Genomic DNA, 21667 nt, shown 5'->3' on the forward strand with positions numbered 1-21667 from the left:
TTTTCCGCATTCCAGACCGCACCATGCCCGCTACCAGCCGACCCTTCCATACCCTGCTCGTCGCCAACCGCGGCGAGATCGCCATGCGCATCATGCGCACGGCGCGCCGCCTGGGCTTCGCCACCGTGGCGGTGTACTCCGAGGCCGACCGCCACAGCCCGCACGTCGCGTTCGCCGACCGCGCCGTGCGTATCGGCGACGCCGCGCCGCGCGCGTCGTACCTGAACATCGCGGCCATCGTCGAGGCCGCGCGCAGCAGCGGCGCGGACGCGGTGCACCCCGGCTATGGCTTCCTGGCCGAGAACGCCGAATTCGCCGAAGCGGTGGCGCAGGCCGGCCTGGTCTTCGTCGGCCCCCCGGCCACGGCCATCCGCGCCATGGGCAACAAGGCCGAGGCCAAGCGCCTGATGCTGGCCGCCGACATGCCCTGCATCCCCGGCTACCAGGGCGAGGCGCAGGACGACGCCGCGCTGCTGCACGCCGCGGCGCAGATCGGCTTCCCGCTGATGGTGAAGGCCGCGGCCGGCGGCGGCGGGCGCGGCATGCGCCTGGTGCACGAGGCGCAGGCCTTGCCGGGCGCGCTGGCCAGCGCGCGTTCCGAAGCCGGCACCGCCTTTGGTTCCGACGAGCTGATCCTGGAGCGCGCGGTGATCGCGCCGCGCCACGTGGAGATCCAGGTCTTTGCCGATACGCAGGGCAAGGTGATCCACCTCGGCGAGCGTGACTGCTCGGTGCAGCGCCGCCACCAGAAGGTGGTGGAAGAGGCGCCGTCGCCGGCGGTGTCGCCGGCGCTGCGCGCGCGCATGGGCGAGGCCGCGGTGCGCGCCGCCCAGGCCATCGGCTACGTGGGCGCGGGCACCATGGAGTTCCTGCTCGACGGCGACGGCAATTTCTATTTCATGGAGATGAACACGCGCCTGCAGGTCGAGCATGCCGTGACCGAGGCCATCACCGGTTTCGACCTGGTCGAGTGGCAGCTGCGCGTGGCGGCCGGCGAGCCGCTGCCGGTGACGCAACAGCAGGTGGCGCTGCAAGGCCATGCGATCGAGGTGCGGCTGACCGCCGAAGACGTGGCCGCCGGCTTCCTGCCGCAGGGCGGTCCGGTGCTGCGCTGGCGCGTGCCGGGCGCCGCGCACGACGTGCGCGTGGATCACGCGCTGCAGGAGGGCGGCGAGATTCCGGTCCACTACGACTCGATGGTGGCCAAGCTGGTGGCGCATGGCGCCACCCGCGAGGAGGCGCGCCGCAAGCTGCTGCGCGCGGTCGAGCAGACCGTGCTGCTGGGCGTGGCCAGCAACCAGGGCTTCCTGGCCGATTGCCTGGCGCACGGGGCCTTTGCCGGCAATGACGTGCATACCGGTTTCGTCGATACGCATATGCAGGCTGCGTTGGGGGCGCCGTCTCCCGGGCTCCCGCAGCTTGCCTGCGCGGCGCTGGCTGCCACGGGCCTGTTGGCCGCCGCGGCGCGCCCGGGCCTGGTGGCGCCCGCCTTCAGCCTCGGCCTGCAGGCCGGCGCGCAATCATGGCGCGTGGATGTGCGTGCCGCCGCCGACGGCTGGCAAGTGACCCTGCGCGAAGGCGACGATGGCTCGCCGCAGAGCGTCGCCACCCGCGTGCTGCGGGCGGACGCCGGCGACGGCAGCGCGCTGGTGGAATGCAATGGCGCGGCCCTGCCGCTGGTCTTCGCCAGCGAGGCCGATACCCTGCATCTGTTCAGCGCCGGGCGCGCCTGGCGCTTTGCCCGGCTGGACCCGCGCCAGAAAAAACGCAAGCCCGGCAGCGCCGAGAGCGCCGGTGAACTGCTGGCGCCGCTGACCGCGCGCATCGTGGCGGTGAAGGCCGCCGCCGGCGAGCCGGTGCGGGCCGGCCAGGTGCTGGTGGTGCTGGAGGCCATGAAGATGGAGCACGCCATCGTCGCGCCGTTCGACGGCGTGCTGACTGAGCTTCATGCGCGCGAAGGCGGGCAGGCCCGCGCCGGCGCGTTGCTGGCCCGGGTCGAAGCGCAAGCCGGCGCAGGGGAGAAGGCATGAGCAGGATCTTCGGTACTTCGCGCGCGGTGAGCACCGTGAGGATTGGCGGCGCATCGGGCTTCTGGGGCGATTCGGCCATCGCCACGCCGCAACTGCTGGCCGTGCCCGGCCTGCAATACCTGGTCTACGACTACCTCGCCGAGACCACCATGTCCATCCTGGCGCGCGCCCGCGCCAAGGACCCGGCACTGGGCTATGCCACCGATTTCGTGCAGGCCGCGATGGCGCCGCACCTCGGCCAGATTCTCTCGCGCGGCATCCGCGTGATCGCCAACGCCGGCGGCCTCAACCCGCACGCTTGCCGCGCGGCCTTGCTGGGGGCCGCGGCAAAGCAGGGGCTGGCACTCAAGGTCGCCGTGGTGAGCGGCGATGACGTGCTGGGCAGCTTCGAGGGCTGGCGCGCCCAGGGGCTGACCGATCTCTATACCGGCGCGGCGCCGCCCGCGGAACTGCTGTCGGCCAACGCCTATACCGGCGCGCAGGGCATTGCGCGCGCGCTGGCCATGGGCGCCGACATCGTCATTGCCGGGCGCTGCGTGGACAGCGCGGTGGTGGTCGGCGCGCTGGCGCACGAATTCGGCTGGCAATGGCATGACTGGGACCGCCTGGCCGCCGGCACGCTGGCCGGGCATGTGATCGAATGCGGGGCGCAGGCCACCGGCGGCCTGTTTACCGACTGGCAGCGCGTGCCAGACTGGGACCGCATCGGCTACCCGGTGATCGACTGCGCCGAGGACGGCAGCTTCGTGCTCTCCAAGCCGGAAGGCACCGGCGGTCTGGTCGATCCCGCCGCCGTGGCCGAACAGGTGCTGTATGAAGTGGGCGATCCCGCCAACTACCTGATGCCGGATGTCACCTGCGATTTCCGCATGGTGCGCACGGAGCTGCTGGCGCCGGGGCAGGTGCGCGTGCATGGCGCGCGCGGCCGCGCGCCCGGCGCGCACTACAAGGCCAACGGCACCTGGCAGGACGGCTACCAGCTCAGCCTGATGATGGCCATCCGCGGCATCGACGCGCCCGCCAAGGCTCGCCGCACCGCCGATGCGCTGCTGGCCCGCACGCGCGCCATGCTGGCCGAGAGCGGCTTGCCCGATTACACCGAGACCGTGGTCGAGCTGCTCGGCTGCGAGTCGCAATATGGCCCGCATGCGCGCGCGCTGCCTACGCGCGAAGTGGTGCTGCGCATCGGCGCGCGCCATGCGCAGGCCAGGGCGCTGCGCTTCCTGCAGCGCGAATGCTCGTCGGCCGGCACCTCGATGGCGGCCGGCACCCGTTCGTCGTTCGCGGGGCGCGTGGACATCCAGCCGGTGGTGAAGGTGTTTTCCTTCCTGGTGCGCAAGTCGGAGGTGCCGGTGCGGGTGGAGCTCGACGGCAGCGCAGAGATGCTCGCCTGCGCCGCCGTGGCGGGTGACCTGCCGCCCGCGGCACCGCTGTCGGCCGCGATGGCGCCGGCCATGCCCGCGGGCCCGCGCGCGACCGTGCCGCTGGTCAGGCTGGCCTTCGCGCGCAGCGGCGACAAGGGCGACGACGAAAACATCGGCGTGATCGCCCGCCGGCCGGATTTCCTGCCGTTGCTGCGCGAACAGCTGACGGCCGACGCCGTGCGCGCGTACTTCGCGCACCTGGTCGAGGGCGAGGTCGAGCGCTTCGAGGTGCCGGGCCTGCATGCGCTCAACTTCCTGATGCACCGCGCGCTGGGCGGCGGCGGCGTGGCCAGCCTGCGCTCGGACCCGCTCGGCAAGAGCTATGCGCAGATGCTGCTCGATTTTCCGCTGACGGTGCCGCAGGGCTGGGCGTAGACCCGGGGCTGCCATTGCATAACACCGGCCGCCAGCCACCCGATGTCCAAGGCGCCGGCCCTATCCTGACGGAGGAGACATGAACAAGACGAAGACGAACCGGGGCCGCAGCCAGTGGCTGCAAGCCTGCCTGCTCGCGGCAGCGCTGGCTTGCGGCATTTCCGGCGCGGCGCAGGCCGATGCGCCTTACCCGGCCAAGCCCGTGCGGGTGGTGGTGCCCTACACCCCGGGTGGCGTGTCCGACGCGGTGACGCGGCTGGTCATGCAGAAGCTGGCCGAACGCATCGGCCAGCCGGTGGTGGTGGAAAACCGCCCCGGCGCCAACGGCATGATCGGCTCCGACAATGTCGCCAAGTCCGCGCCGGACGGCTACTCGCTGCTGGTGGTGGTGGCCGCCCACGCCATCAATCCCAGCCTGTATCCCAAGATGACCTACGACCCGGTCAGGGACCTGACCGGCGTGAGCCAGATCGGCCGCATCCCGCTGCTGCTGGTCTCCAGCGCGCAGCTGCCGCCCGGCAGCGTGAAGGAGCTCGTCAGCTGGGGCAAGGCGCATCCCGACAAGATGACCTTCGCCTCCAGCGGCAATGGCTCGGGCGCGCACCTCGCGGGCGAGCTGTTCTCGCAGGCCGTGGGCATGAAGATGACGCACGTGCCCTACAAGGGTGTCTCGCCGGCCTTGCCGGACCTGTTTTCCGGCCAGGTGGCGATGATCTTCGACTCGGTGCAGACCATGATGCCGCAGGTCAAGGCCGGCAAGCTCAAGGCCCTGGCTATCACCAGCCCGACGCGCTGGAGCGCCGCGCCCGACGTGCCGACCATGGCCGAGGCCGGCTATCCGGCGGTGACCGCCAGCAGCTGGATCGGCCTGATCGCGCCGGCGAAGACGCCGAAGGACGTGCTGGCGAAACTGTCCGGCGACATGGATGCCGTGCTGCACCAGCCCGACGTGAAGGCGCGCCTGATCGAATACGGCATCGACCCGGTGGGAGGAACCCCCGAGCAGTTCCAGGGATTCATCAGGGAAGAGTCGGTCCGGTGGGGCGCGGTGGTGAAGAAGGGAGGGATCAAGGTGGAGTGAAGGGGGATTCGCTCCCTTCACCCCTGTCCTAGCCGATCAGCTTGAGCAAGGCGGGCACGGTCAGCACGGCGGTGTAGTAGCCCATGAACTGCACGCCGGTGTTGAATCCGATCGCCCTGGAGAGCAGCCCGCCCAGCAGTCCCATGGTCAGGATGACCAGCAGGCCGAGGAACTGGCCTTCCCACACGCTGATCACCAGGATCAGGCCGACGAAGGTGGCGATGATGGCTTCGTGCGACACCTTGCGCGAGACGAACAGGGCGGCGCGGCGGGCATGGTTCATGGCGAACGGGTAGGACACCAGCGCGGCGAGCAGGACGGCGAGCAAGCCATAGCCGAGGAATTCCCCGTGGCTCAGGAGGTTGTGCAAGTTGTGCGTCTGGCCGGAGCCTGCATCCACGGTATACACCGGGGGCGCATTGAACAGCGGTGCGGCAGGGCCGGCGGCAACAGGGCTGAGCGGCAGGCCAAAGGCGATGAGGGGAATCAGGGCCTCGGCGATGTAGGTGGCTTCCGTCACGCCGTTGCGGGCGCTGAGCACGGTGGTCAGCCGGTGATAGGCGTGCCTGATCCTTGCGCCCACGAGTTCTCCCAGCACCACCGTCATGGCCACGGGGCTGAAGACGAACGTCGCGCTGGACACGGTGGCCGTGGCCACGGTCCATTTCACCTGGCTGCGGTCCAGTACCTTGAGCGGATTCGGGAAATAGCCGGACCATCCCTTGACATCGGGCGCGAGGGCGAAGGTGCGCACGCGGTCGCGCTGCATGCGCGGCCGGTCCACCGGAGAGATGACCGAGAAGAGATCGGCGACGAGCGGGCCGATCGCGATGCCCAGGAAGTAGCTGATGCTCAGCTTGACGCCGAATTTCGCGGTCAGCGTCTGCAGCGCCACGATGACGACGACGAAGGGAACCAGCGTCGCGACGGAGGCCCACCGGCCGGCGGAGCTGTAGGCGATGACCGCCGCGGCGGCCACGAAGATCCATGGCGCGGCCTTGGTGATGGCCGCGCCGAACGGCGCGAGCAGGACGGCGAACAGCACCGCCAGCGGCACCGCGATAAAGGCCGCGATGATGGCGCCCGAGATCATCTTGCGCAGCGCGATGTGTGGCACGCCGAGGTTGCGCAGGTGGTTGGCATCCTGCAGCAGCGGCGTGGCCATGGTGTCGCCGGGGATGCCGAGCAGCGCGGTCGGGATGGCATGGGTCATGTGCTTTGCGACGGCGCCGGCAAGGAAGAACGTAAACACGCCCTCGGGCGGCACGCCCAGCAGCACGACCAGCAGCGTCAGCGGTGCCAGCGTGGTGGTCTCGTCGGTGCCTGAGATCAGGCCGATCGCGGCGAAGACGATGGCGCCTGCCAGTCCCATGCCGGTGGCAATGAGGATGTGGGTAAGAAGTGCGGATTCGATCATGATGAACCTTCGATGTCCTTGGGCGGGGGGTCAGGCCAGTGTGGAACGCGCACTGACGGGCCGGGCGGGCGCGGTGCTGTCCTGCGCGGCGTGCGGGGCCGTGGCGCGGCGTTCGCGCGAGGCGAAGAGCTCGTAGAGTTGCAGTTCCTTCAGTTCCTGCACCACGGCCGGCGGCAGGTCCGCGACCGAGCCGAGGCCGCCGGTTTCTTCCTCGAGCTTGTCGAGCACTTCCTCGCGCCAGGCCGGGGCGTGCGCTGCGCCGGGTCCGCCCGCCGCGTCCTCGATCACTTCGCGTTTCGGCCGGAACACCAGCGCGCAGATGACGCCCGCCAGCAGGCAACCGGCAAGGCCGGCCAGCATGGCATAGGCGCGCGCCAGTTCCGGCGATCGGACCAGCCCGGCGAGAATGCGGCTTGCGATCAGGAACCCGGTCAGGCTGACCACCGCTCCGATCGCGATCGACCACGCAAGGTGGCGGGTATCGGCGGTATCGCCCCAGACTTCGACCAGGCGCCGCGCCGGCGCCGCTTCCTGTTTGTTCATTGGCTTGTCTCCGGAATATGGCTGGCACCGAGGCGCGCTGGCGCGTCGCTGGCAGCTCTGTTTATTGTTTGTCCCCTGGTCCGGTGCGGGCCGTATCGAGCCACATCGGGCCACATCGGGCCATATCGGGGTGGATGCCGGCCCGCCTGCCGCGCGCTTACCTGCCCCTCAGTTCGGCCAGCAGCGCGACGGCCCGGTCGGTGCGCACGTCTTTTTCGTCGGCCATCCGCTTGGCGATGCTGTCTGCCTCCGCGCCGACCGCGCCCGCCACCAGCGCGATATTGCGTGCGTGCAGGGCCATGTGGCCGCGCTGGATGCCTTCGGTGGCGAGCGCCCGCAGCGCGCCGAGATTTTGCGCCAGGCCCACCGCGACGGCGGTCTCGCCCAGTTCCTGGGCTGAGCGCGCGCCAAGGATCTTCAGGGCCAGGCGCGCGAGGGGATGCGTCCTGGTGGCGCCGCCGACCAGTCCCACCGGCATCGGCATCTCGATCGTGCCGACCAGGGCGCCGGCCGTGTCTTTCTCCCAGTGCGTCAGGGACGTGTAGCGGCCGCCGCGGCAGGCGTAGGCATGGGCGCCGGCCTCGACCGCGCGCCAGTCGTTGCCGGTGGCCACGATCACGGGATCGATGCCGTTCATGATCCCCTTGTTGTGCGTGGCGGCCCGGTAGGGGTCGATGGCGGCGAAGGTGCAGGCGTCGATCACGCCTTCGATGATCTCGGCGCCGCTGCGCTCCTTCGTGGCGAGCACCTCTGGCGTCAGCCGCACCCGGCCGCGCGCCAGCCGGAGGTCGGCCAGGTTGGAGAGGATGCGCAGCCGCACGGAGCCGCCCGTGATCGTCTCCACCAGCGGCGATACGGCTTCGGCCATGGTATTCACGGTATTGGCGCCCATGGCGTCGCGCACGTCCACGATCAGGTGCATCACGATCATCGCGCCCCGCGGGGTGTCGGGGAAGACGTGGACCTCGATGTCCTTGCAGCCGCCGCCGAGGCCGATCAGCACCTTGTCGCGGCTGTTGGCCACTTCGAGGATCGCGTCCCGATGCCTGAGCAGTGCCTGCCGGGCGCCGTAGGGATCGGTGATGCCGAGGACCTGCACCTGCGCCCGCATGAGCGGACCGGTGCTGGAAGTCTCGAAGCCGCCGCATTCGCGGGCGAGCTTTGCCATGTAGGACGCCGCGGCAATCACCGACGGCTCTTCCACCGCCATCGGCACCAGCACGTCCCGGCCGTTGATGCGGAAATAGCCGGCCACGCCGAAGGGCAGCTCGAACGTGCCGATCACGTTTTCGATCATGCCGTCGGCCCGCTCGGCGCCAAGGGCGCCTGCCTCGGCGACCAGCCGGATTTCGTCGTCGGTCAGGGCGGCGGCCCCCCCAATATATTGCAGGCGCTGCGCCGGCGTCATGGCGCGAAAGTTGGGCAGGCGGGAATCGGTCACCATCGGTGTCTCCGTGAGTGGTATAGGAATGGAGACAGTCTAGGTGTACTGTACCAGTGCAAAAAGGTACAGTTTGGCGGGACAGTTGTCGCCACCCAGATATCGAATCGCCGACCGGAATGTGGAGTACAAGCCCGTGACCAAGCCCAGATCGCCATCGATCGCCACCACGCTGGCGGATTCCATCGAACGCCAGATCGTCGAAGGCGCCTACCGCGTCGGCGACAAGCTGCCCTCGCTGCGGGAGCTGGCGCAACTGCACCGCTACAGCAAGAACACAGTGGTTGCCGCGTTCGAGATCCTGGTCGGGCGCGCGCTGGTCGAGCCGCGGCGCGGTGCCGGCTACTTCGTGCTCGACAGGCCGGTGAAGGCGCGGCAGGACGAAGAGGCCGGCTCGTTCCGGCGCGCGCTGGACATCGTGTGGCTGATGCGCGAGCAATTGAAGAGCAGTCCCGACGTGCTGGCGGTCGGGGACGGATTCCCGCCGGTGGCGTGGCTGTCGGAGGCGCGGCTGGACAAGTACCACCACAAGGTCGTGCGCACGGGGCTGGGGGCGCTGTTCCGGTACGGCAACCGTTTCGGGTACGGTCCGCTGCGCGACCATCTGGTGCGCAAGCTGGGCGACCTGGGCATCGGCGCCGACCCCCGGCAGATCGTGCTGACGCATGGCGCCAATGACGCGATCGACCTGGTGATCCGCTACTTCCTGCCGGCGGGCGCCACCGTCCTGGTCGACGATCCCGGCTACTATCCCTTGTTCGGCAAGCTCAAGCTGGCCGGCGCCAGGATCATCGGCGTGCCGCGCCTTGCCGATGGCCCCGACCTCGAGGCCCTGGAGCAACTGCTGGTCCAGGAGCGGCCGCGCCTGTTCTTCACCCAGTCCGTGGCGCACAACCCGACCGGATCGGACCTCTCGGCCGCCAAGGCCTACCGCGTGCTGCAGCTCGCGCAGCGGTTCAACCTCCTGCTGGTGGAAGACGACGCGCTGGCGGACTTCAAGCCAACCACGCTGCCCCGCCTGGCGGCACTGGACCAGCTGGAGCGGACAATCTATATCGGCAGCTTCTCGAAGTCCTTCTCCGCGGCGCTGCGCGTGGGCTTCATTGCCTGCGGCGCCGACCTGGCCAGCGATCTTGCCGATCTCAAGGCGCTGATCCACGTGAGCAGCTCGGAGTATTGCGAGCGCACCGTCGACGTGATCCTGAGCGAAGGCCACTACCAGCGCTACATCACCAGGCTGAGATCCCGCCTGGCCGAAGCTACCGCCAGGGCCCTGTCCTTGTTCGACAGGCTGGATGCGCGCATCTTCGCGCGGACCGAGCAGAGCCTGTACCTCTGGGGTGCATTGCCGCAGGTGGACGACTCGCTGGTCCTGGCCGAGCAGCTTCTCGCGCAGAAGGTCATGATCGCCCCCGGGCGCGTCTTCCGCGTCGACTCCGAAGCCACCTCGCCGTGGTCACGCTTCAATGTCGGCGCCGTGCTGGACCCGAGGTTCGAAGCGGCGGTACGTGGCACGCTGGGCCGCTCGCGCGGCGCGTGACCGGCGCGCCCGGGCACGCTGCGCGGCGGGCAGCGCTGGCCGCGTCAGGGCTGCTGTTCTCGCGGATCGAAATCCAGTTCGATCCGCGCGCCGTTGGGATCGTGCAGGAATAGTTGCCAGATGCCGGAGCCGGCCTGCCGCCCGAGGCTGAACGGAATATCCAGCCGCCGCAGATGATTCACGAAGTGGGGGAGGTCGGTCGCACTGAATGCCATGTGGTCGAGCACCCCGGCCGCGGGCTTGGGCATCGTATCGGTGACGACAAGATGAACGATGGGAGCGCCGCCGGCGTACAGCCACGCCCCGGGGAAGGCAAACGGCGGGCGCGCGCCGGTCTCGAAGCCCAGCACCTCGCGATAGAAGCTGACGCTGTCTTCGAGCGCGGACGTCAGCACGGTGAAATGGTTCATCCCGGCAATCGGCATGCCTTGCTCCTTTGGCGGAAGCGGTCCGCTCCCTGATTGATACGGCGTGGGGAAGTCCCAGTCTAGGCGTTCCCGCAAGCGCGGCGCAAGCACGCCGCACGCCGAAGTATCATGCATGATATATTCTGTTCGCGTCAATGTCCGGGCGTGAAGCGGGGCCGCGCCTGGCTCGCAGCGGCAGGGATATCCGGCGTTGACGCGTCTCGCGCACCACCAACAAAGAACGCCGTAAGGCAAAGGACGTCTCGATGAAGTACATCAGCCATGGCCCCGGAACCGGGGCGGATACCTTAGTGTTGAAGCAAGCCGATGCCCCGCGGCCGGCCGCCCGTGAAGTCCTGATCCGGGTTGCGTTTGCCGGGGTCAACCGGCCCGACGTGCTGCAGCGGCTTGGTCTCTACAACCCGCCGCCGTCGGCATGTCCTTACCTGGGCCTCGAGGTCTCGGGCACGGTAGTGCAGGTTGGCGAAGCGGTGACGAAATGGAAGGTCGGCGACAAGGTCTGCGCCCTGACCCATGGCGGCGGATACGCCGAGTTCTGCGCGGCCGACGAGCGGCATTGCCTGCCGGTGCCCGCGGGGCTGACGCTGCAGCAGGCCGCGGCGCTGCCCGAGAACTACATCACGGTCTGGGCCAACCTGTTCGCCGGCAAGCTGGTCTCGGCCGGCAAGTCCATCCTGATTCACGGCGGCAGCAGCGGCATCGGCATCACCGCCATCCAGCTTGCCCGCGAGGTTGGCGCCGACGTCGCGGTGACCGCCGGCAACGCGCAGAAGCTGGCGATCTGCCGGCAGCACGGCGCGTCGCACCTGATCAATTATCGCGAGCAGGACTTCAACGACGTCGTGGCCGAGGTGACCGGTGGCCGGGGTGTCGACGTGGTCCTGGACATGGTCGGCGGGCGCTATATCGAGAAGAACCTGCGTGCGCTGGCGCTGGACGGCGCGCTGGTCCAGATCGCATTCCTGGAGGGCAGCCGGGTGGAGATCGACCTGCTGCCGGTCATGCTGAAGCGGCTCAACATGACCGGCTCCACGCTGCGGGCGCGCACGCCTGAGAACAAGGCCGAACTGATCGAGGGCCTGCGCAGCGCGTTCTGGCCGGTGCTGGAGCAGGGCCGGTGCCTGCCGCTTATCCACGCCATCATGCCGCTTGCCGACGCGGGCAAGGCGCACGCGCTGATGGAGTCGAGCACGCACGCCGGCAAGATCCTGCTCGAAGTGAGCCAGGCGGGCGGTCAGGACTGAGGCTGGCCGCAGGCGCGCCGGGCCGTCCCGCCGGCGCGCCTTGCGCCGCGCAGGCGACCGGCGCGCGCCGTACGTCGTGACAGACGGCGAACTGATCACCGGGCAGGACCCGGCGTCGGCCCTGGCCGTCGCCGCCGCGCTGATGGACCGGCTGAAGTAGGCCGGCGCATTTCCGCGGGCATGGCCGCGGTCACGCGCGGCCGGACACGGAATCGCCGAGCTGCGCGCCGACGTAGTCGAGGAACGCCGTGATGCGCGAGGAGAGCAGGGTGTTGCGGTAGTAGACCGCATGGATGGGCTGTCGAACCTCCACGGTGTCCTGCATCAGTACCTGGACCAGGTCTCCCCGCGACCGGCTGGCCTGGGTCATAAAGTCGGCCAGGCAGGCAATGCCCTCCCCGGCGAGGGCCAGCTTGAGCAAGGTCTCGCCGCTGGATGCGCGCACGCTGGGTTCGATGCGCAGGGCCTCGCCGAGTTCGTGTCGCAATGGCCACTGGTTCAGCGTGTCGGGCTGGGTAAAGCCAAGCAGGCTGTGGCCCTGGAGCGCCGCCACCTCGCGCGGCGTGCCGCGTGCCTTGAGGTACGCGGGGCTTGCCACCAGCCGCAGGCGGCTATTGCACAGGGGGCGCGCGTGCAGGGTCGAATCGCGCAGCATGCCGATGCGGATGGCGACGTCCGTGCGCTGCTCCAGCAGGTCGATGATGTGCTCGCTGGTGTGCAGGTCCAGTTCGATCTCCGGGTAGCGCGCGCGGAAGCCGCCGATCAGGGGCACGATCACATGATGCATGAACGGCGTTGCCGCGTTGATCCGCAGCTTCCCGGCCGGTGTGCGGCGCTGCGTCGCCATCTGGTCCTCGGCGGACTCGACGGCCTCCAGTATCCGCCGCGCGTGGGCCAGGAACGTCCCGCCTTCTTCGGTCAGCTCCAGCCGGCGCGTGGTACGCCGCAAGAGCGTGGTTTCCAGTTTCTCTTCGAGCCGTGTAAGCGAGCGGCTGACCGCGGAGACGGTCTGCTGCAGTTGCTCGGCGGCCGCGGTGATGGAGCCTGTATCCACCACGATGGTGAAGGTGAGGAGTTCGTCCAGGGTGGTCTTCATGGCTGCGGTCTTGCCCAGGCGGCTGATGATATTGGCGGATGGCCGACATGCCCGGCGCAATTGGCGCGGGGCGGGGTCTGCCGCCGCAAGCCGGAGGGCTTGCGCGGCTGGAGTATCGCGCCTCCCCGCGTGCGGGAAAAACCCGTCCGGAGTCAGAAGATATTTGCCTGGAGGGCAACAATGGCGGCCGGCCCGGCCAAGGGCGGCCAATCGGGATCAGCGCGTGGCTGCGGGCGGGGACGGGTTTGCGTCTTCCGGCGATGCCCTGCCGTGCAACCGGTTCACCACCTGGGTAGCGGGGGACGAGAAATCGGGCGCACGGGCGTGCGCGCCCCGGGAGATCAGACAGGCTCTTCTTCGCGCGATGCCATCCATTCGAGCAGAACGGTCTTGCCCCACTGGATATCGTCCCGAATGGCCGCCGAGGCAGTCTTGGCGTCGCGCCTGGCGAGGCCGTCGAGCACGCGGTAGTGCGGATGCTCCTCGAGGCTCTCGCGGCTGGCCTGCAGTTCCGTATGGAAGATATGCAGCAGGGGACCCATCCGCACCCACATGCTCTCGACGACCGCGAACAGGTTCGGCAGGTGGGCCGCGGCAAGCAGCTCGAAGTGGAACTTGCGGTTCTGGCTCGCCGCTTCGCGCGGGCTGGTCGACACGGCCTTGATAAAGGCTTCGTGCGTCTTGCGCAGGCGGGCGATCTCTTGCGGGGTGATGCGCAGCGCGGCGGCCTCCGCGGCGGCGCCTTCGAGCAGCGTGCGCATCAGCTGGATCTCCGAGACCGTGCCGGGGTCGAGCTCGGGCACGGTGATCGAGGTTGCCGCGGTCATCTCCAGGGCCTGCTCGCTCACCAGCCTGAAGATCGCCTCGCGCACGGGGGTGGTGCTCGTTCCCAGCGACTGTGCCAGTTCCGCCACGCGCAATCGCTCGCCCGGCACGTACTTGCCGCTCATCAATGCGGACCGAATCTGGTCGTAGACGCGTGACGACAGATTGCTCTTCTCCACGCGCGCGAGTTCTTTCATGACAGCTTGCCTCGGTAAGGAATGTTCAGGAACACATCATATATGATATGCAACGCCGGCCCGCCCGTCATCCCGCGCCACGTTCCCCGCTTCCCACGCTTTCCTCGCCTGCCGGCATGCCCAGCAGGTAATCCACCAGCAGGTCGATCTGCGCCGTCACCATGTGCTCGCCGAGATGGATGCGGCACCCGCGCGCCTTCGCCGCGAGCAGCAAGCGCGTCTGTGCCGGCTGCATGATGACTTCGGCCACGATGCTGTGCGCTCCCAGCGTGGCAGGATCGAGCGGCAGGGGATCGTCGGGCTTGAGGCCGAGCGAGGTGCCGTTGACGACCAGATCCCATTGGCCGGCCGGGCTCGCCGCGGAGGCGACGGGCGCGCCGGGCCGCTTCGCCTTCAGTTGCGCCACCAGGCTGTCGGCCTTGTCGCGCGAGCGGTTGACGATGGTCAGTTGCGCGACGCCTGCATCGAGCAAGGCGGCGGCAACCGCGGTGGCGGCGCCGCCCGCGCCCAGCAGCAGCGCTCGCTTGCCCGCCGCATCGATCCCCTCCGCGCGCATGCCCGCGACGAAGCCCACGCCGTCGAACATCCTGCCGACGAAGCGGCCATCGGGCGTGCGCCGCGCCACATTGCACACGCCCAGGTCCGCGGCGACGCCTTCGAGTTCATCGCAGAGCCGGGCCATCTGTTGCTTGTGCGGCACCGTGACGATCACGCCGGCCAGGTTCTCCACCTGGCGCAGGCCCGCCAGCGCGCCGGGCAGTTGCTCTGGCGAGATCTGCCATGGCACGAGCACCGCGTTCAGCCCCAGGGCGGCGGCGCGTGCATTGAAGAAGGCAGGCGTGCGCACGTGGTGCGTGGGGTAGGCGAGGATGACGACGACCCGCGTGCGGCCGTCGATCGGCGTCACGGGGGGCTTGGTTGTTTCCGGCATGGTGCGGTGCTCCTGAAGAATCGAAAAAGGCTGTGAAGGCAGGGTTGCGGTGACGGCGGCGGAAAAAAGCTTCTTGCCACGCGTCGATAATGATGTAGCATATATCCTATATCATGTATTTGGAAGGGCGCGGCACCGATCGGATCGGCCGGGCGGCGCCCTCCGGCACACAGCAGCAGGCCGGCACCTGGCAGGCCGGCGCTATCCAAGGAGGAGAGAACGTGCAAGCGGTATTTGGCTCGCCCGGACGTTACGTCCAGGGCGTGGGAGCGTTGGATTTGCTGGGCGCGCATGTGGCCCGGCTCGGCGGCGACGCCGTGCTGGTCGCGGACCGCTGGGTGATGGAAATGATCGGCGAGCGGGTCGGGCGGCAATGCAGTGCCGCCGCGGTGGCGCTGCGCCGCGTCAGCTTCGACCAGGGACTGACCCCGCAACTGGTCGCCCGCCTGGTGGACGAACTCGGCGCCAGCGCGCCGGCGGTGGTCATTGCCGCCGGCGGCGGGCGCGGCATCGACGCGGGCAAGGCGCTGGCGGATCACTACCGGGTGCCGGTGGTCACGGTGCCGACCGTTGCCTCCAACGATGCCCCGACCAGCAAGAACTACGTCCTGTACGACGAGCATCACCGCCTGCTGGCGGTCAGGCATCTGCCCTACAGCCCGGCCTGCGTCATCGCCGACACCGCGCTGATCTCGCAGGCCCCGGCAGCGATGCTGCTGGCGGGCATCGGCGACGCCATCTCCAAATCGTTCGAGGCGGCGCAATGCGCGGCCGCGCCACAGGGCGTGAACATGTTCGGCACCCGGCCCCTGCTGTCGGCCGCGGCGCTTGCGCGCGAATGCCACCGCGTGCTGATGGCCGATGCGCAGGCCGCGCTGGCGGTTGCCGGCACGGGCAGGCCGGATGCCGCGTTCGAGCGGGTAGTGGAGGCCACCATCCTGATGTCCGGCCTGGGTTTCGAGAGCGGCGGCCTGTCGATCGCGCACGCCCTGACGCGCGGGCTCTCCACGCTGCGCCAGGCGCAGCGGGCCCCGCACGGGCTGCAGGTGGCATATGGCCTGCTGGTCCAGCTGGAGCTGGAGCGGCGCCAGGACGACGCGCGCGCGGAGGTCGAGGCGCTCTATCGCCGTATCGGCTTGCCCCTGCGCCTGGCGGATCTCGGGCTGACCGACGCCTCGCGCGAGGAACTCGAATCCGCCGCCGCGCTGTCGCTTGCCGCCCCGCACATGAAGAATTTCTCGCGCGAGCTGGACGCAGCCGCCATCGCGGATGCGATGCGGCAGGTGGATGCGCGCGCTGTACAGACCCCACGATAAGCCGGAGACAACATGAATCTGAAGGACGCCGCATTGATGCGCACGCATGCGTACATCGATGGCGAATGGGCCCAGGCCGACGATGGCGCACGGTTCCCCGTGACCAATCCCGCGAACGGCGCGCGCATTGCCGAAGTGCCCGACATGGGCGAGGCGGAAACGCTGCGCGCGATCGCCGCCGCCGAGCGCGCGCAGGTGGCCTGGCGCGCCACCACCGCAAAGCACCGGGCCGACTGCCTGCGCCGCTGGTACGACCTGATCCGTTTGCACCAGGCGGATCTCGCTGCCTTGATGACCGCGGAGCAGGGCAAGCCGCTGGCCGAAGCCGAGGGGGAAGTCGTCTATGGCGCCTCCTTCGTCGAGTGGTTCGCGGAAGAAGCCACGCGCACCTACGGGGAGCTGATCCCGGCGCCGGCCGGCGACCGCCGGCTGATCGTGATCAAGCAGCCGGTGGGTGTGGTCGCCGCGCTCACGCCCTGGAATTTCCCGGTGGCCATGGCCACGCGGAAAGTGGCGCCGGCCCTGGCGGCAGGCTGCACGGTGGTGCTCAAGCCTGCTTCCGAGACACCGCTGTGCGCGCTGGCGCTGGCCGAGCTCGCCCGCCGCGCCGGCGTGCCGCCCGGGGTATTCAACGTCGTGACGAGCGCGCGGGCCGCGGTGGTCGGCGCGGTGCTGGCGCGCAGCCCCGTGGTGCGCAAGCTCTCCTTTACCGGCTCCACGCGCGTCGGCCGGCTGCTGATGGAACAGTCCGCCGCCAATATCAAGAAGCTGTCGCTCGAGCTAGGCGGCAACGCGCCGTTCATCGTCTTCGAAGATGCCGACCTCGACGCCGCGGTGCGGGGCGCGATGGTCTCCAAGTACCGCAACGCGGGGCAGACCTGCGTCTGCGCCAACCGTATGTTCGTGCATGCCGCCGTCTACGACGAGTTCGCGCGCCGCCTGGGCGAAGCCGTGGCGGCGCTGAAGGTCGGCGACGGCAGCGAGCCCGGCATCACCGTGGGGCCGCTCATCAACGCGCGCGCCGCCGGCCGCGTGCACGCCATGGTGGAAGACGCGGCCGCCCGGGGTGCCCGGATACTGGCTGGCGGCAAGCGCCCGGATGCGGGCAGCGCATTCTATGCGCCCACCATAGTCGGCGACGTCACGCCGGCGATGGAGCTCGGGCGCGAAGAGATCTTCGGGCCGGTGGCGCCGCTGCTGCGCTTCGAATCCGACGAGCAGGTGGTGCGGATGGCCAACGACACGCCGTTCGGCCTCGCCGGCTATTTCTACACACGCGACCTGAGCCGCGTGTGGCGCGTCGCCGAGGCGCTGGAATGCGGCATGGTCGGCATCAACGAAGGCTTGATTTCCACCGCGGTCGCCCCCTTCGGCGGCGTGAAGGAATCCGGCCTGGGCAGGGAAGGCGCCCGGCAGGGTATCGAAGACTACCTGGAACCCAAGTACATGTGCATGGGCGGTATTTAAGAGGAGCGTAAGCGATGCATTTTCTTTATCTTTCACAAGAATGCATGATATATCGTGCATCAAAGACAGCCGGAGACGACAGATGAACCACGCCATTGCGCCAGCCAAGCCGGCCGCCACCGAGAGCGCGTTCGCTCCGGGCGCCGGACAGATCGCGCTGCTCAAGGAGCGCGCGACCTTCGTGCGCCTCGAAACCATCAGGCTGATCGAGATCGCCAAGACCGGCCATTACACCTCGGTGTTCTCCGCGGCCGAAACGTTCGCGGCGCTTTACTACGACGTGATGAAGCTGCGCCGGGGCGAACCCGGCTGGCCGATGCGGGACCGCTTCCTGATGGGCAAGGGACACGCCGCGGTGGGCCTGTTCCCGATCCTTGCCGACCTGGATTTCTTCCCCAAGGCCTGGCTCGACGAGTACACGCGGCTGGGCAGCCCGCTGGGCGACCACCCCGACATGCGCAAGGTGCCGGGCATCGATTTCAGCTCGGGCTCGATCGGGCACGCGCTTTCGGCGGGCCTGGGCATGGCGCTGGCCGGACGGCACGCCGGGCTCGACTTCACCACCTTCGTGATGCTGGGCGACGGTGAAATGCAGGAAGGGCAGGTGTGGGAGGCGGCGATGTCCGCCGCGCACCACCGCGCCAACCGCCTGGTCGCCATCGTCGACCGCAACGGCTACCAGCTCGACGGGGCGGTGGACGAGGTGATGGGCATCGAGCCGCTCGACGCCAAGTGGCGCGCGTTCGGCTGGGAAGTCCACGTGGTGGATGGCCATGACGTGGCCGCCCTGACCGCCTTGCTGCGCCAGGTGCGCGCCGATGACGGCCGCACCACGCCGGTGTGCGTGATCGCCAGGACGGTCAAGGGCAAGGGCGTCTCCTACATGGAGACCGAACCCGGATGGCACCTTGGCTATCTGGCTCCCGACGACGCGCGGCGCGCCGTCGAAGAAATTCTCGCAAAGGATCGATAGCATGAACCAGCCACTTTCCAAGGACTCCTGGCAGTACCGGGGCCTGAACGCCATCACGCCCGGCCTCAGCTACCTATCCGACGGCCTGACCGACCTGGTCGAAGCCGGCGCGCCGGTGCTCGCCGGCTCGGCCGACCTGCAATATTCGAACGGGCTGGCCCGCTTCGCGCAGCGCTTCCCCGAGCGCTATATCCAGTTCGGCATCTCCGAGCAGAACATGGTGACCGCGGCGGCGGGCATGGCCAGCGTCGGCTACACGCCGTTCGTCGCGACCTTTGCATCCTTCCTCGCGCTGCTGTGCTGCGAGCAGATCCGCATGGACGTGGCCTATTCGGGCCTGCCGGTCCGCCTGATCGGCCACCACGCCGGTATCTCGCTGGGCTTCTATGGCACGTCGCACCACGCCACCGAAGACCTGGCCATCATGCGCTCGATTGCCGACCTGACCGTAGTGGCGCCTGCGGACGGTCCGCAACTGCGCGCCGCCATCAAGGCCTCGGCCGGCCACGCGCAGCCGATCTACTTCCGCATCGGCCGGGGGCGCGAGCCGCAGGTCTATGAGGACGGCATTGCGTTCGAGTTCGGCAAGGCCATCGAGCACCTCCAGGGCGAGGAGCTCACGCTGATCGCCACCGGCTCGAGCGTGCATCCCGCGCTGGAGGCCGCCAGGCGGCTCAACGCCGCGGGGCACTCGGTCGGGATGATCGACATGGCGACGGTCAAGCCGCTCGACCGCGATGCCGTCATGCGCGCTGCCGCGCGTTCGCGCGTGCTGATGACAGTGGAAGAGCACAACGTGCTCGGCGGCCTCGGCGGCGCGGTGGCGGAAGTCCTGGCCGATGCCGGCGCGGGGGTGCGCCTGGTGCGCCACGGCATCCTCGACGAGTACAGCCTGATCGCACCGCCGACGCATCTCTACGCGCACTACAAGCTCGATGCGAATGGCGTCGAGCAGCTGGCGCGGCAAGTCATCGCGTCATAGGCGGACCCGGCGGCGGCGGACACGGCACCGGCCTGTCCGCCGCGTCGCAGGCATCCGCCTTTGCCAGAACAAGACAGAGTCGATTCGACACAGGAGACAATATGCGTACCCTTATTTCAAGAACCCGGCGCGGGTTCCTGCTGGCGGCTGGCATGGGCGCCGCGCTGGCATGCGCCACGGCCCTTGCCCAGGTCAGGGAAGTGCCGATCGGATTCGTGCTGCCGCTGTCGGGCGGCGCCGCCACCATCGGCAACCAGACCAAGCTGGGCGCGGAGATCGCCGCGGAGCAGATCAACCAGGCGGGCGGCATCCGCTCGCTCGGGGGCGCCAGGCTCAAGCTGATCTTCGCCGACAGCCAGTCGAAGCCCGACGTGGGCGTGGCGGAAACCGAGCGCCTGATCCAGCGCGAGAACGTTCCCCTGATCGTGGGCGCCTACAACAGCGCGGTGACTTTCCCGGCATCCGAGGTCGCGGAGCGCTACAAGGTGTCCTGGCTGGTGACCGGCGCGGTCAAGGACGAGATCACCGAGCGCGGCTTCAAGTACGTATTCCGCCCGAACAACAAGGCCATCTACGACGCGCGCGAGCAGATCGACGCACTGGACCTGCTCAAGAAGGAGACCGGCAACGGGCCCAGGACGATCGGCCTCTTCTACGAAGGCACCGACTGGGGACGCTCGCATGCGGCCAATATCAAGAAGCTGGCCAAGGAGCGCGGCTATGCGATCTCGCTCGATGAATCGTACCCGCCCAACCAGACCGACCTGTCCGCGCAGTTGCTGAAGATCCGCAGCGCGAAGCCGGATGCCCTGATCGTGGTGGCCTATACGCCGGATCACATCCTCTTCACGCGCCAGCTTGCCGAAAGCCGGCTCTATATCCCGTACGGCGTGCACTCGGTGGGCGGCGGTTCGGAAGACCCGAACTTCTATAAGGCGGTGTCGCCCAAGGCCGTCGAGTACATGTTCGTGCAGGATGACTTCCAGGTCGACATCATGCGGGCCGCCAAGGACCCCGTGCTCATCGCCGCGGATGCCAGGTTCAAGGCGGCACTGGGCTACGGCATGAACTCGTATGGCGCCCAGGGCGTGTCCAACGTGTACATCGTCAAGGATGCGCTGGAGCGTGCCGCCTCCGTCGACCGGGAGAAGGTGCGCAATGCGCTCGCGGCCACCGACATCGCCAGCGGGCCGGCGCTTGTCACGGGCTACCAGCGCATCAAGTTCGACGCCCAGGGCCAGAACACCTTTGCCCATGGCGTGATCTCGCAGAACCTGAACGGCGAGCGTCGCACCATCTGGCCGGCGGACAACCGGCTCGCGGGCGTCAAGCCGGTGTGGCCGCTGCCGGCACCCGGCGCGCGCTGAGCCCCCCGCGCAGTCGCACGGTCCGGCGCGGGCGCCGGACCGTCACATCCCGCACGGCGGCCGCGGCCGGCCGTGCCCAATCGAGGTAGGTATATGGACCCAATCATTCTGGCTTACGCCGTCGTCAACGGCGTACTGCTCGGCGGGATCTACGGAGGTATCGCGCTGGGCCTGAGTCTCATCTTCGGTGTGCTGAGGGTGATCAACTTCGCGCACGGCTCCTTCCTGATGCTCGCCATGTATCTCAGTTACCTGATCTGGTCGGTGTTCGGCATCCATCCGTATGCCACGGCCTTGCTGACGGTGCCGCTGCTGTTCCTGCTCGGCTATTTCACCCAGGCCGTCGTCATCGCGCCGCTGTTCCGGCGCGAGACCACCATGGTGGTCGAGCCGCTTGGCGCGCTGTTGCTCACCACCGGCGTCTTCCTTGTCATCGACAACGCAATCCTGATGGGTTTCGGCCCGGATGTGCGCACCGTGACCTCCGATGTGCTGAGCGGCTCGATCGACATCGGCGGCCTGCCCGTGAACGTGCCGCGCCTCATCGCGTGCGCGGCCGCGGTTGCCGTTTCCGCCGGCCTGGCCTACTGGCTGCGTTTCACCGACACCGGCCGGAAGATCCGCGCCACCGCGCAGAACCGCGAGGCGGCGGCGCTGTCGGGCATCAACGTAGGCCGCATCTACAACGTGACCTTCGGCATCGGCGCCGGCATCCTCGGCTTGTTCGGCGCGCTGCTGGTGCCCTTCCTTTCCGTCTCGCCCACCACCGGCCTGGGCTTCGGCATCAAGTCCTTCCTGGTGGTGGTGCTGGGCGGCATCGGCTCGATTCCGGGCTCCCTGCTCGGCGGGCTGGTGCTGGGAGTGTTCGAATCGTTCTCTTCGCAGTTCGTGACCGCCACGTCCGCGTCGGTCTTCTCGTTCTGCCTGTTCATCATTGTCCTGCTGGTCCGGCCGAACGGCCTGCTAGGCCGCAAATGAGGGGGACCTCCG

General features: G+C 68.8%; 18 protein-coding genes. 11 read left to right on the forward strand and 7 right to left on the reverse strand.

The features are described from left to right. Positions 1–23: 23 nt before the first annotated feature. The 3 genes from AC1DKV_RS00835 (at position 24) to AC1DKV_RS00845 (ending at position 4910) form a co-directional block, all read left to right on the forward strand. Positions 24–2030 carry an acetyl/propionyl/methylcrotonyl-CoA carboxylase subunit alpha gene (locus AC1DKV_RS00835; protein WP_477137351.1) on the forward strand — a complete coding sequence of 669 codons (2007 nt, stop codon included), beginning with the start codon at positions 24–26 and terminating at the stop codon, positions 2028–2030. After that, complete coding sequence (locus AC1DKV_RS00840) at positions 2027–3829, forward strand: acyclic terpene utilization AtuA family protein (protein ID WP_441614233.1); 1803 nt, start codon at positions 2027–2029, stop codon at positions 3827–3829. The genes AC1DKV_RS00835 and AC1DKV_RS00840 overlap by 4 nt, the downstream gene beginning before the upstream one ends. Before the next feature lie 79 nt (positions 3830–3908). After that, on the forward strand, positions 3909–4910 hold the full coding sequence (locus AC1DKV_RS00845; RefSeq protein WP_441643232.1) for a tripartite tricarboxylate transporter substrate binding protein: 1002 nt from the start codon (positions 3909–3911) through the stop codon (positions 4908–4910). A gap of 28 nt (positions 4911–4938) precedes the next feature. On the opposite strand, the gene AC1DKV_RS00850 is transcribed toward AC1DKV_RS00845, so the two are convergent. From AC1DKV_RS00850 to AC1DKV_RS00860, 3 genes are all read right to left on the reverse strand, one after another. Next, positions 4939–6327: a tripartite tricarboxylate transporter permease gene (locus tag AC1DKV_RS00850; RefSeq protein ID WP_441614235.1), complete on the reverse strand. Its 1389-nt coding sequence runs from the start codon at positions 6325–6327 to the stop codon at positions 4939–4941. A gap of 30 nt (positions 6328–6357) precedes the next feature. Next, complete coding sequence (locus AC1DKV_RS00855) at positions 6358–6870, reverse strand: hypothetical protein (RefSeq protein ID WP_441614236.1); 513 nt, start codon at positions 6868–6870, stop codon at positions 6358–6360. A 157-nt stretch (positions 6871–7027) separates the two neighbouring features. Continuing rightward, positions 7028–8314, reverse strand: coding sequence for a hydroxymethylglutaryl-CoA reductase, degradative (locus AC1DKV_RS00860; protein WP_441614237.1), 1287 nt, complete (start codon positions 8312–8314; stop codon positions 7028–7030). Positions 8315–8447: 133 nt separating this feature from the next. Here AC1DKV_RS00860 and AC1DKV_RS00865 point away from each other — a divergent pair, with 133 nt between their 5' ends. After that, entirely contained in the window at positions 8448–9851 is a 1404-nt protein-coding gene (locus AC1DKV_RS00865) for an aminotransferase-like domain-containing protein (RefSeq protein WP_441649859.1), read from the forward strand. A 44-nt stretch (positions 9852–9895) separates the two neighbouring features. Here the strand turns inward: AC1DKV_RS00865 and AC1DKV_RS00870 are convergent, their stop codons facing one another. Continuing rightward, the gene (locus AC1DKV_RS00870; RefSeq protein ID WP_441614239.1) at positions 9896–10276 is read right to left on the reverse strand and encodes a VOC family protein; all 381 of its coding nucleotides are present in this window, start codon (positions 10274–10276) and stop codon (positions 9896–9898) included. A 248-nt stretch (positions 10277–10524) separates the two neighbouring features. Between AC1DKV_RS00870 and AC1DKV_RS00875 the strand changes: the two genes are divergently transcribed. Further along, the gene (locus AC1DKV_RS00875; RefSeq protein ID WP_441614240.1) at positions 10525–11523 is read left to right on the forward strand and encodes an NAD(P)H-quinone oxidoreductase; all 999 of its coding nucleotides are present in this window, start codon (positions 10525–10527) and stop codon (positions 11521–11523) included. A 190-nt stretch (positions 11524–11713) separates the two neighbouring features. Here the strand turns inward: AC1DKV_RS00875 and AC1DKV_RS00880 are convergent, their stop codons facing one another. The 3 genes from AC1DKV_RS00880 to AC1DKV_RS00890 form a co-directional block, all read right to left on the reverse strand. After that, the gene (locus AC1DKV_RS00880; protein ID WP_441614241.1) at positions 11714–12619 is read right to left on the reverse strand and encodes a LysR substrate-binding domain-containing protein; all 906 of its coding nucleotides are present in this window, start codon (positions 12617–12619) and stop codon (positions 11714–11716) included. Between the two features lie 341 nt (positions 12620–12960). Further along, positions 12961–13641 (reverse strand): GntR family transcriptional regulator, encoded by a 681-nt coding sequence (locus AC1DKV_RS00885; protein WP_441614242.1) that lies wholly within the window; start codon positions 13639–13641, stop codon positions 12961–12963. 67 nt (positions 13642–13708) lie between these two features. Continuing rightward, entirely contained in the window at positions 13709–14572 is an 864-nt protein-coding gene (locus AC1DKV_RS00890; protein WP_441614243.1) for a shikimate dehydrogenase family protein, read from the reverse strand. A gap of 221 nt (positions 14573–14793) precedes the next feature. Between AC1DKV_RS00890 and AC1DKV_RS00895 the strand changes: the two genes are divergently transcribed. The 6 genes from AC1DKV_RS00895 to AC1DKV_RS00920 all read left to right on the forward strand — a co-directional run bounded on the left by AC1DKV_RS00895 (position 14794) and on the right by AC1DKV_RS00920 (position 21655). Continuing rightward, positions 14794–15888: an iron-containing alcohol dehydrogenase gene (locus AC1DKV_RS00895; protein ID WP_441614244.1), complete on the forward strand. Its 1095-nt coding sequence runs from the start codon at positions 14794–14796 to the stop codon at positions 15886–15888. A gap of 12 nt (positions 15889–15900) precedes the next feature. Continuing rightward, positions 15901–17355 (forward strand): NAD-dependent succinate-semialdehyde dehydrogenase, encoded by a 1455-nt coding sequence (locus tag AC1DKV_RS00900; RefSeq protein WP_441614245.1) that lies wholly within the window; start codon positions 15901–15903, stop codon positions 17353–17355. Between the two features lie 82 nt (positions 17356–17437). After that, positions 17438–18328, forward strand: coding sequence for a transketolase (locus AC1DKV_RS00905; RefSeq protein WP_441643233.1), 891 nt, complete (start codon positions 17438–17440; stop codon positions 18326–18328). 1 nt (position 18329) lies between these two features. Beyond that, positions 18330–19310, forward strand: a complete 981-nt coding sequence (locus tag AC1DKV_RS00910) for a transketolase family protein (RefSeq protein ID WP_441614247.1) — start codon at positions 18330–18332, stop codon at positions 19308–19310. 101 nt (positions 19311–19411) lie between these two features. Further along, entirely contained in the window at positions 19412–20677 is a 1266-nt protein-coding gene (locus AC1DKV_RS00915; RefSeq protein WP_441614248.1) for an ABC transporter substrate-binding protein, read from the forward strand. Between the two features lie 93 nt (positions 20678–20770). Next, positions 20771–21655 carry a branched-chain amino acid ABC transporter permease gene (locus tag AC1DKV_RS00920; protein WP_441614249.1) on the forward strand — a complete coding sequence of 295 codons (885 nt, stop codon included), beginning with the start codon at positions 20771–20773 and terminating at the stop codon, positions 21653–21655. Positions 21656–21667: the final 12 nt, after the last annotated feature.

The sequence above is a fragment of the Cupriavidus sp. 05T41 genome, assembly GCF_056396525.1.

Coding starts and splice junctions, on each gene's coding strand:
- AC1DKV_RS00835 (WP_477137351.1), top strand. CDS start 24: ATGCCCGCTACCAGCCGACCCTTCCATACCCTGCTCGTCGCCAACCGC.
- AC1DKV_RS00840 (WP_441614233.1), top strand. CDS start 2,027: ATGAGCAGGATCTTCGGTACTTCGCGCGCGGTGAGCACCGTGAGGATT.
- AC1DKV_RS00845 (WP_441643232.1), top strand. CDS start 3,909: ATGAACAAGACGAAGACGAACCGGGGCCGCAGCCAGTGGCTGCAAGCC.
- AC1DKV_RS00850 (WP_441614235.1), bottom strand. CDS start 6,327: ATGATCGAATCCGCACTTCTTACCCACATCCTCATTGCCACCGGCATG.
- AC1DKV_RS00855 (WP_441614236.1), bottom strand. CDS start 6,870: ATGAACAAACAGGAAGCGGCGCCGGCGCGGCGCCTGGTCGAAGTCTGG.
- AC1DKV_RS00860 (WP_441614237.1), bottom strand. CDS start 8,314: ATGGTGACCGATTCCCGCCTGCCCAACTTTCGCGCCATGACGCCGGCG.
- AC1DKV_RS00870 (WP_441614239.1), bottom strand. CDS start 10,276: ATGCCGATTGCCGGGATGAACCATTTCACCGTGCTGACGTCCGCGCTC.
- AC1DKV_RS00875 (WP_441614240.1), top strand. CDS start 10,525: ATGAAGTACATCAGCCATGGCCCCGGAACCGGGGCGGATACCTTAGTG.
- AC1DKV_RS00880 (WP_441614241.1), bottom strand. CDS start 12,619: ATGAAGACCACCCTGGACGAACTCCTCACCTTCACCATCGTGGTGGAT.
- AC1DKV_RS00885 (WP_441614242.1), bottom strand. CDS start 13,641: ATGAAAGAACTCGCGCGCGTGGAGAAGAGCAATCTGTCGTCACGCGTC.
- AC1DKV_RS00890 (WP_441614243.1), bottom strand. CDS start 14,572: ATGCCGGAAACAACCAAGCCCCCCGTGACGCCGATCGACGGCCGCACG.
- AC1DKV_RS00900 (WP_441614245.1), top strand. CDS start 15,901: ATGAATCTGAAGGACGCCGCATTGATGCGCACGCATGCGTACATCGAT.
- AC1DKV_RS00905 (WP_441643233.1), top strand. CDS start 17,438: ATGAACCACGCCATTGCGCCAGCCAAGCCGGCCGCCACCGAGAGCGCG.
- AC1DKV_RS00910 (WP_441614247.1), top strand. CDS start 18,330: ATGAACCAGCCACTTTCCAAGGACTCCTGGCAGTACCGGGGCCTGAAC.
- AC1DKV_RS00915 (WP_441614248.1), top strand. CDS start 19,412: ATGCGTACCCTTATTTCAAGAACCCGGCGCGGGTTCCTGCTGGCGGCT.
- AC1DKV_RS00920 (WP_441614249.1), top strand. CDS start 20,771: ATGGACCCAATCATTCTGGCTTACGCCGTCGTCAACGGCGTACTGCTC.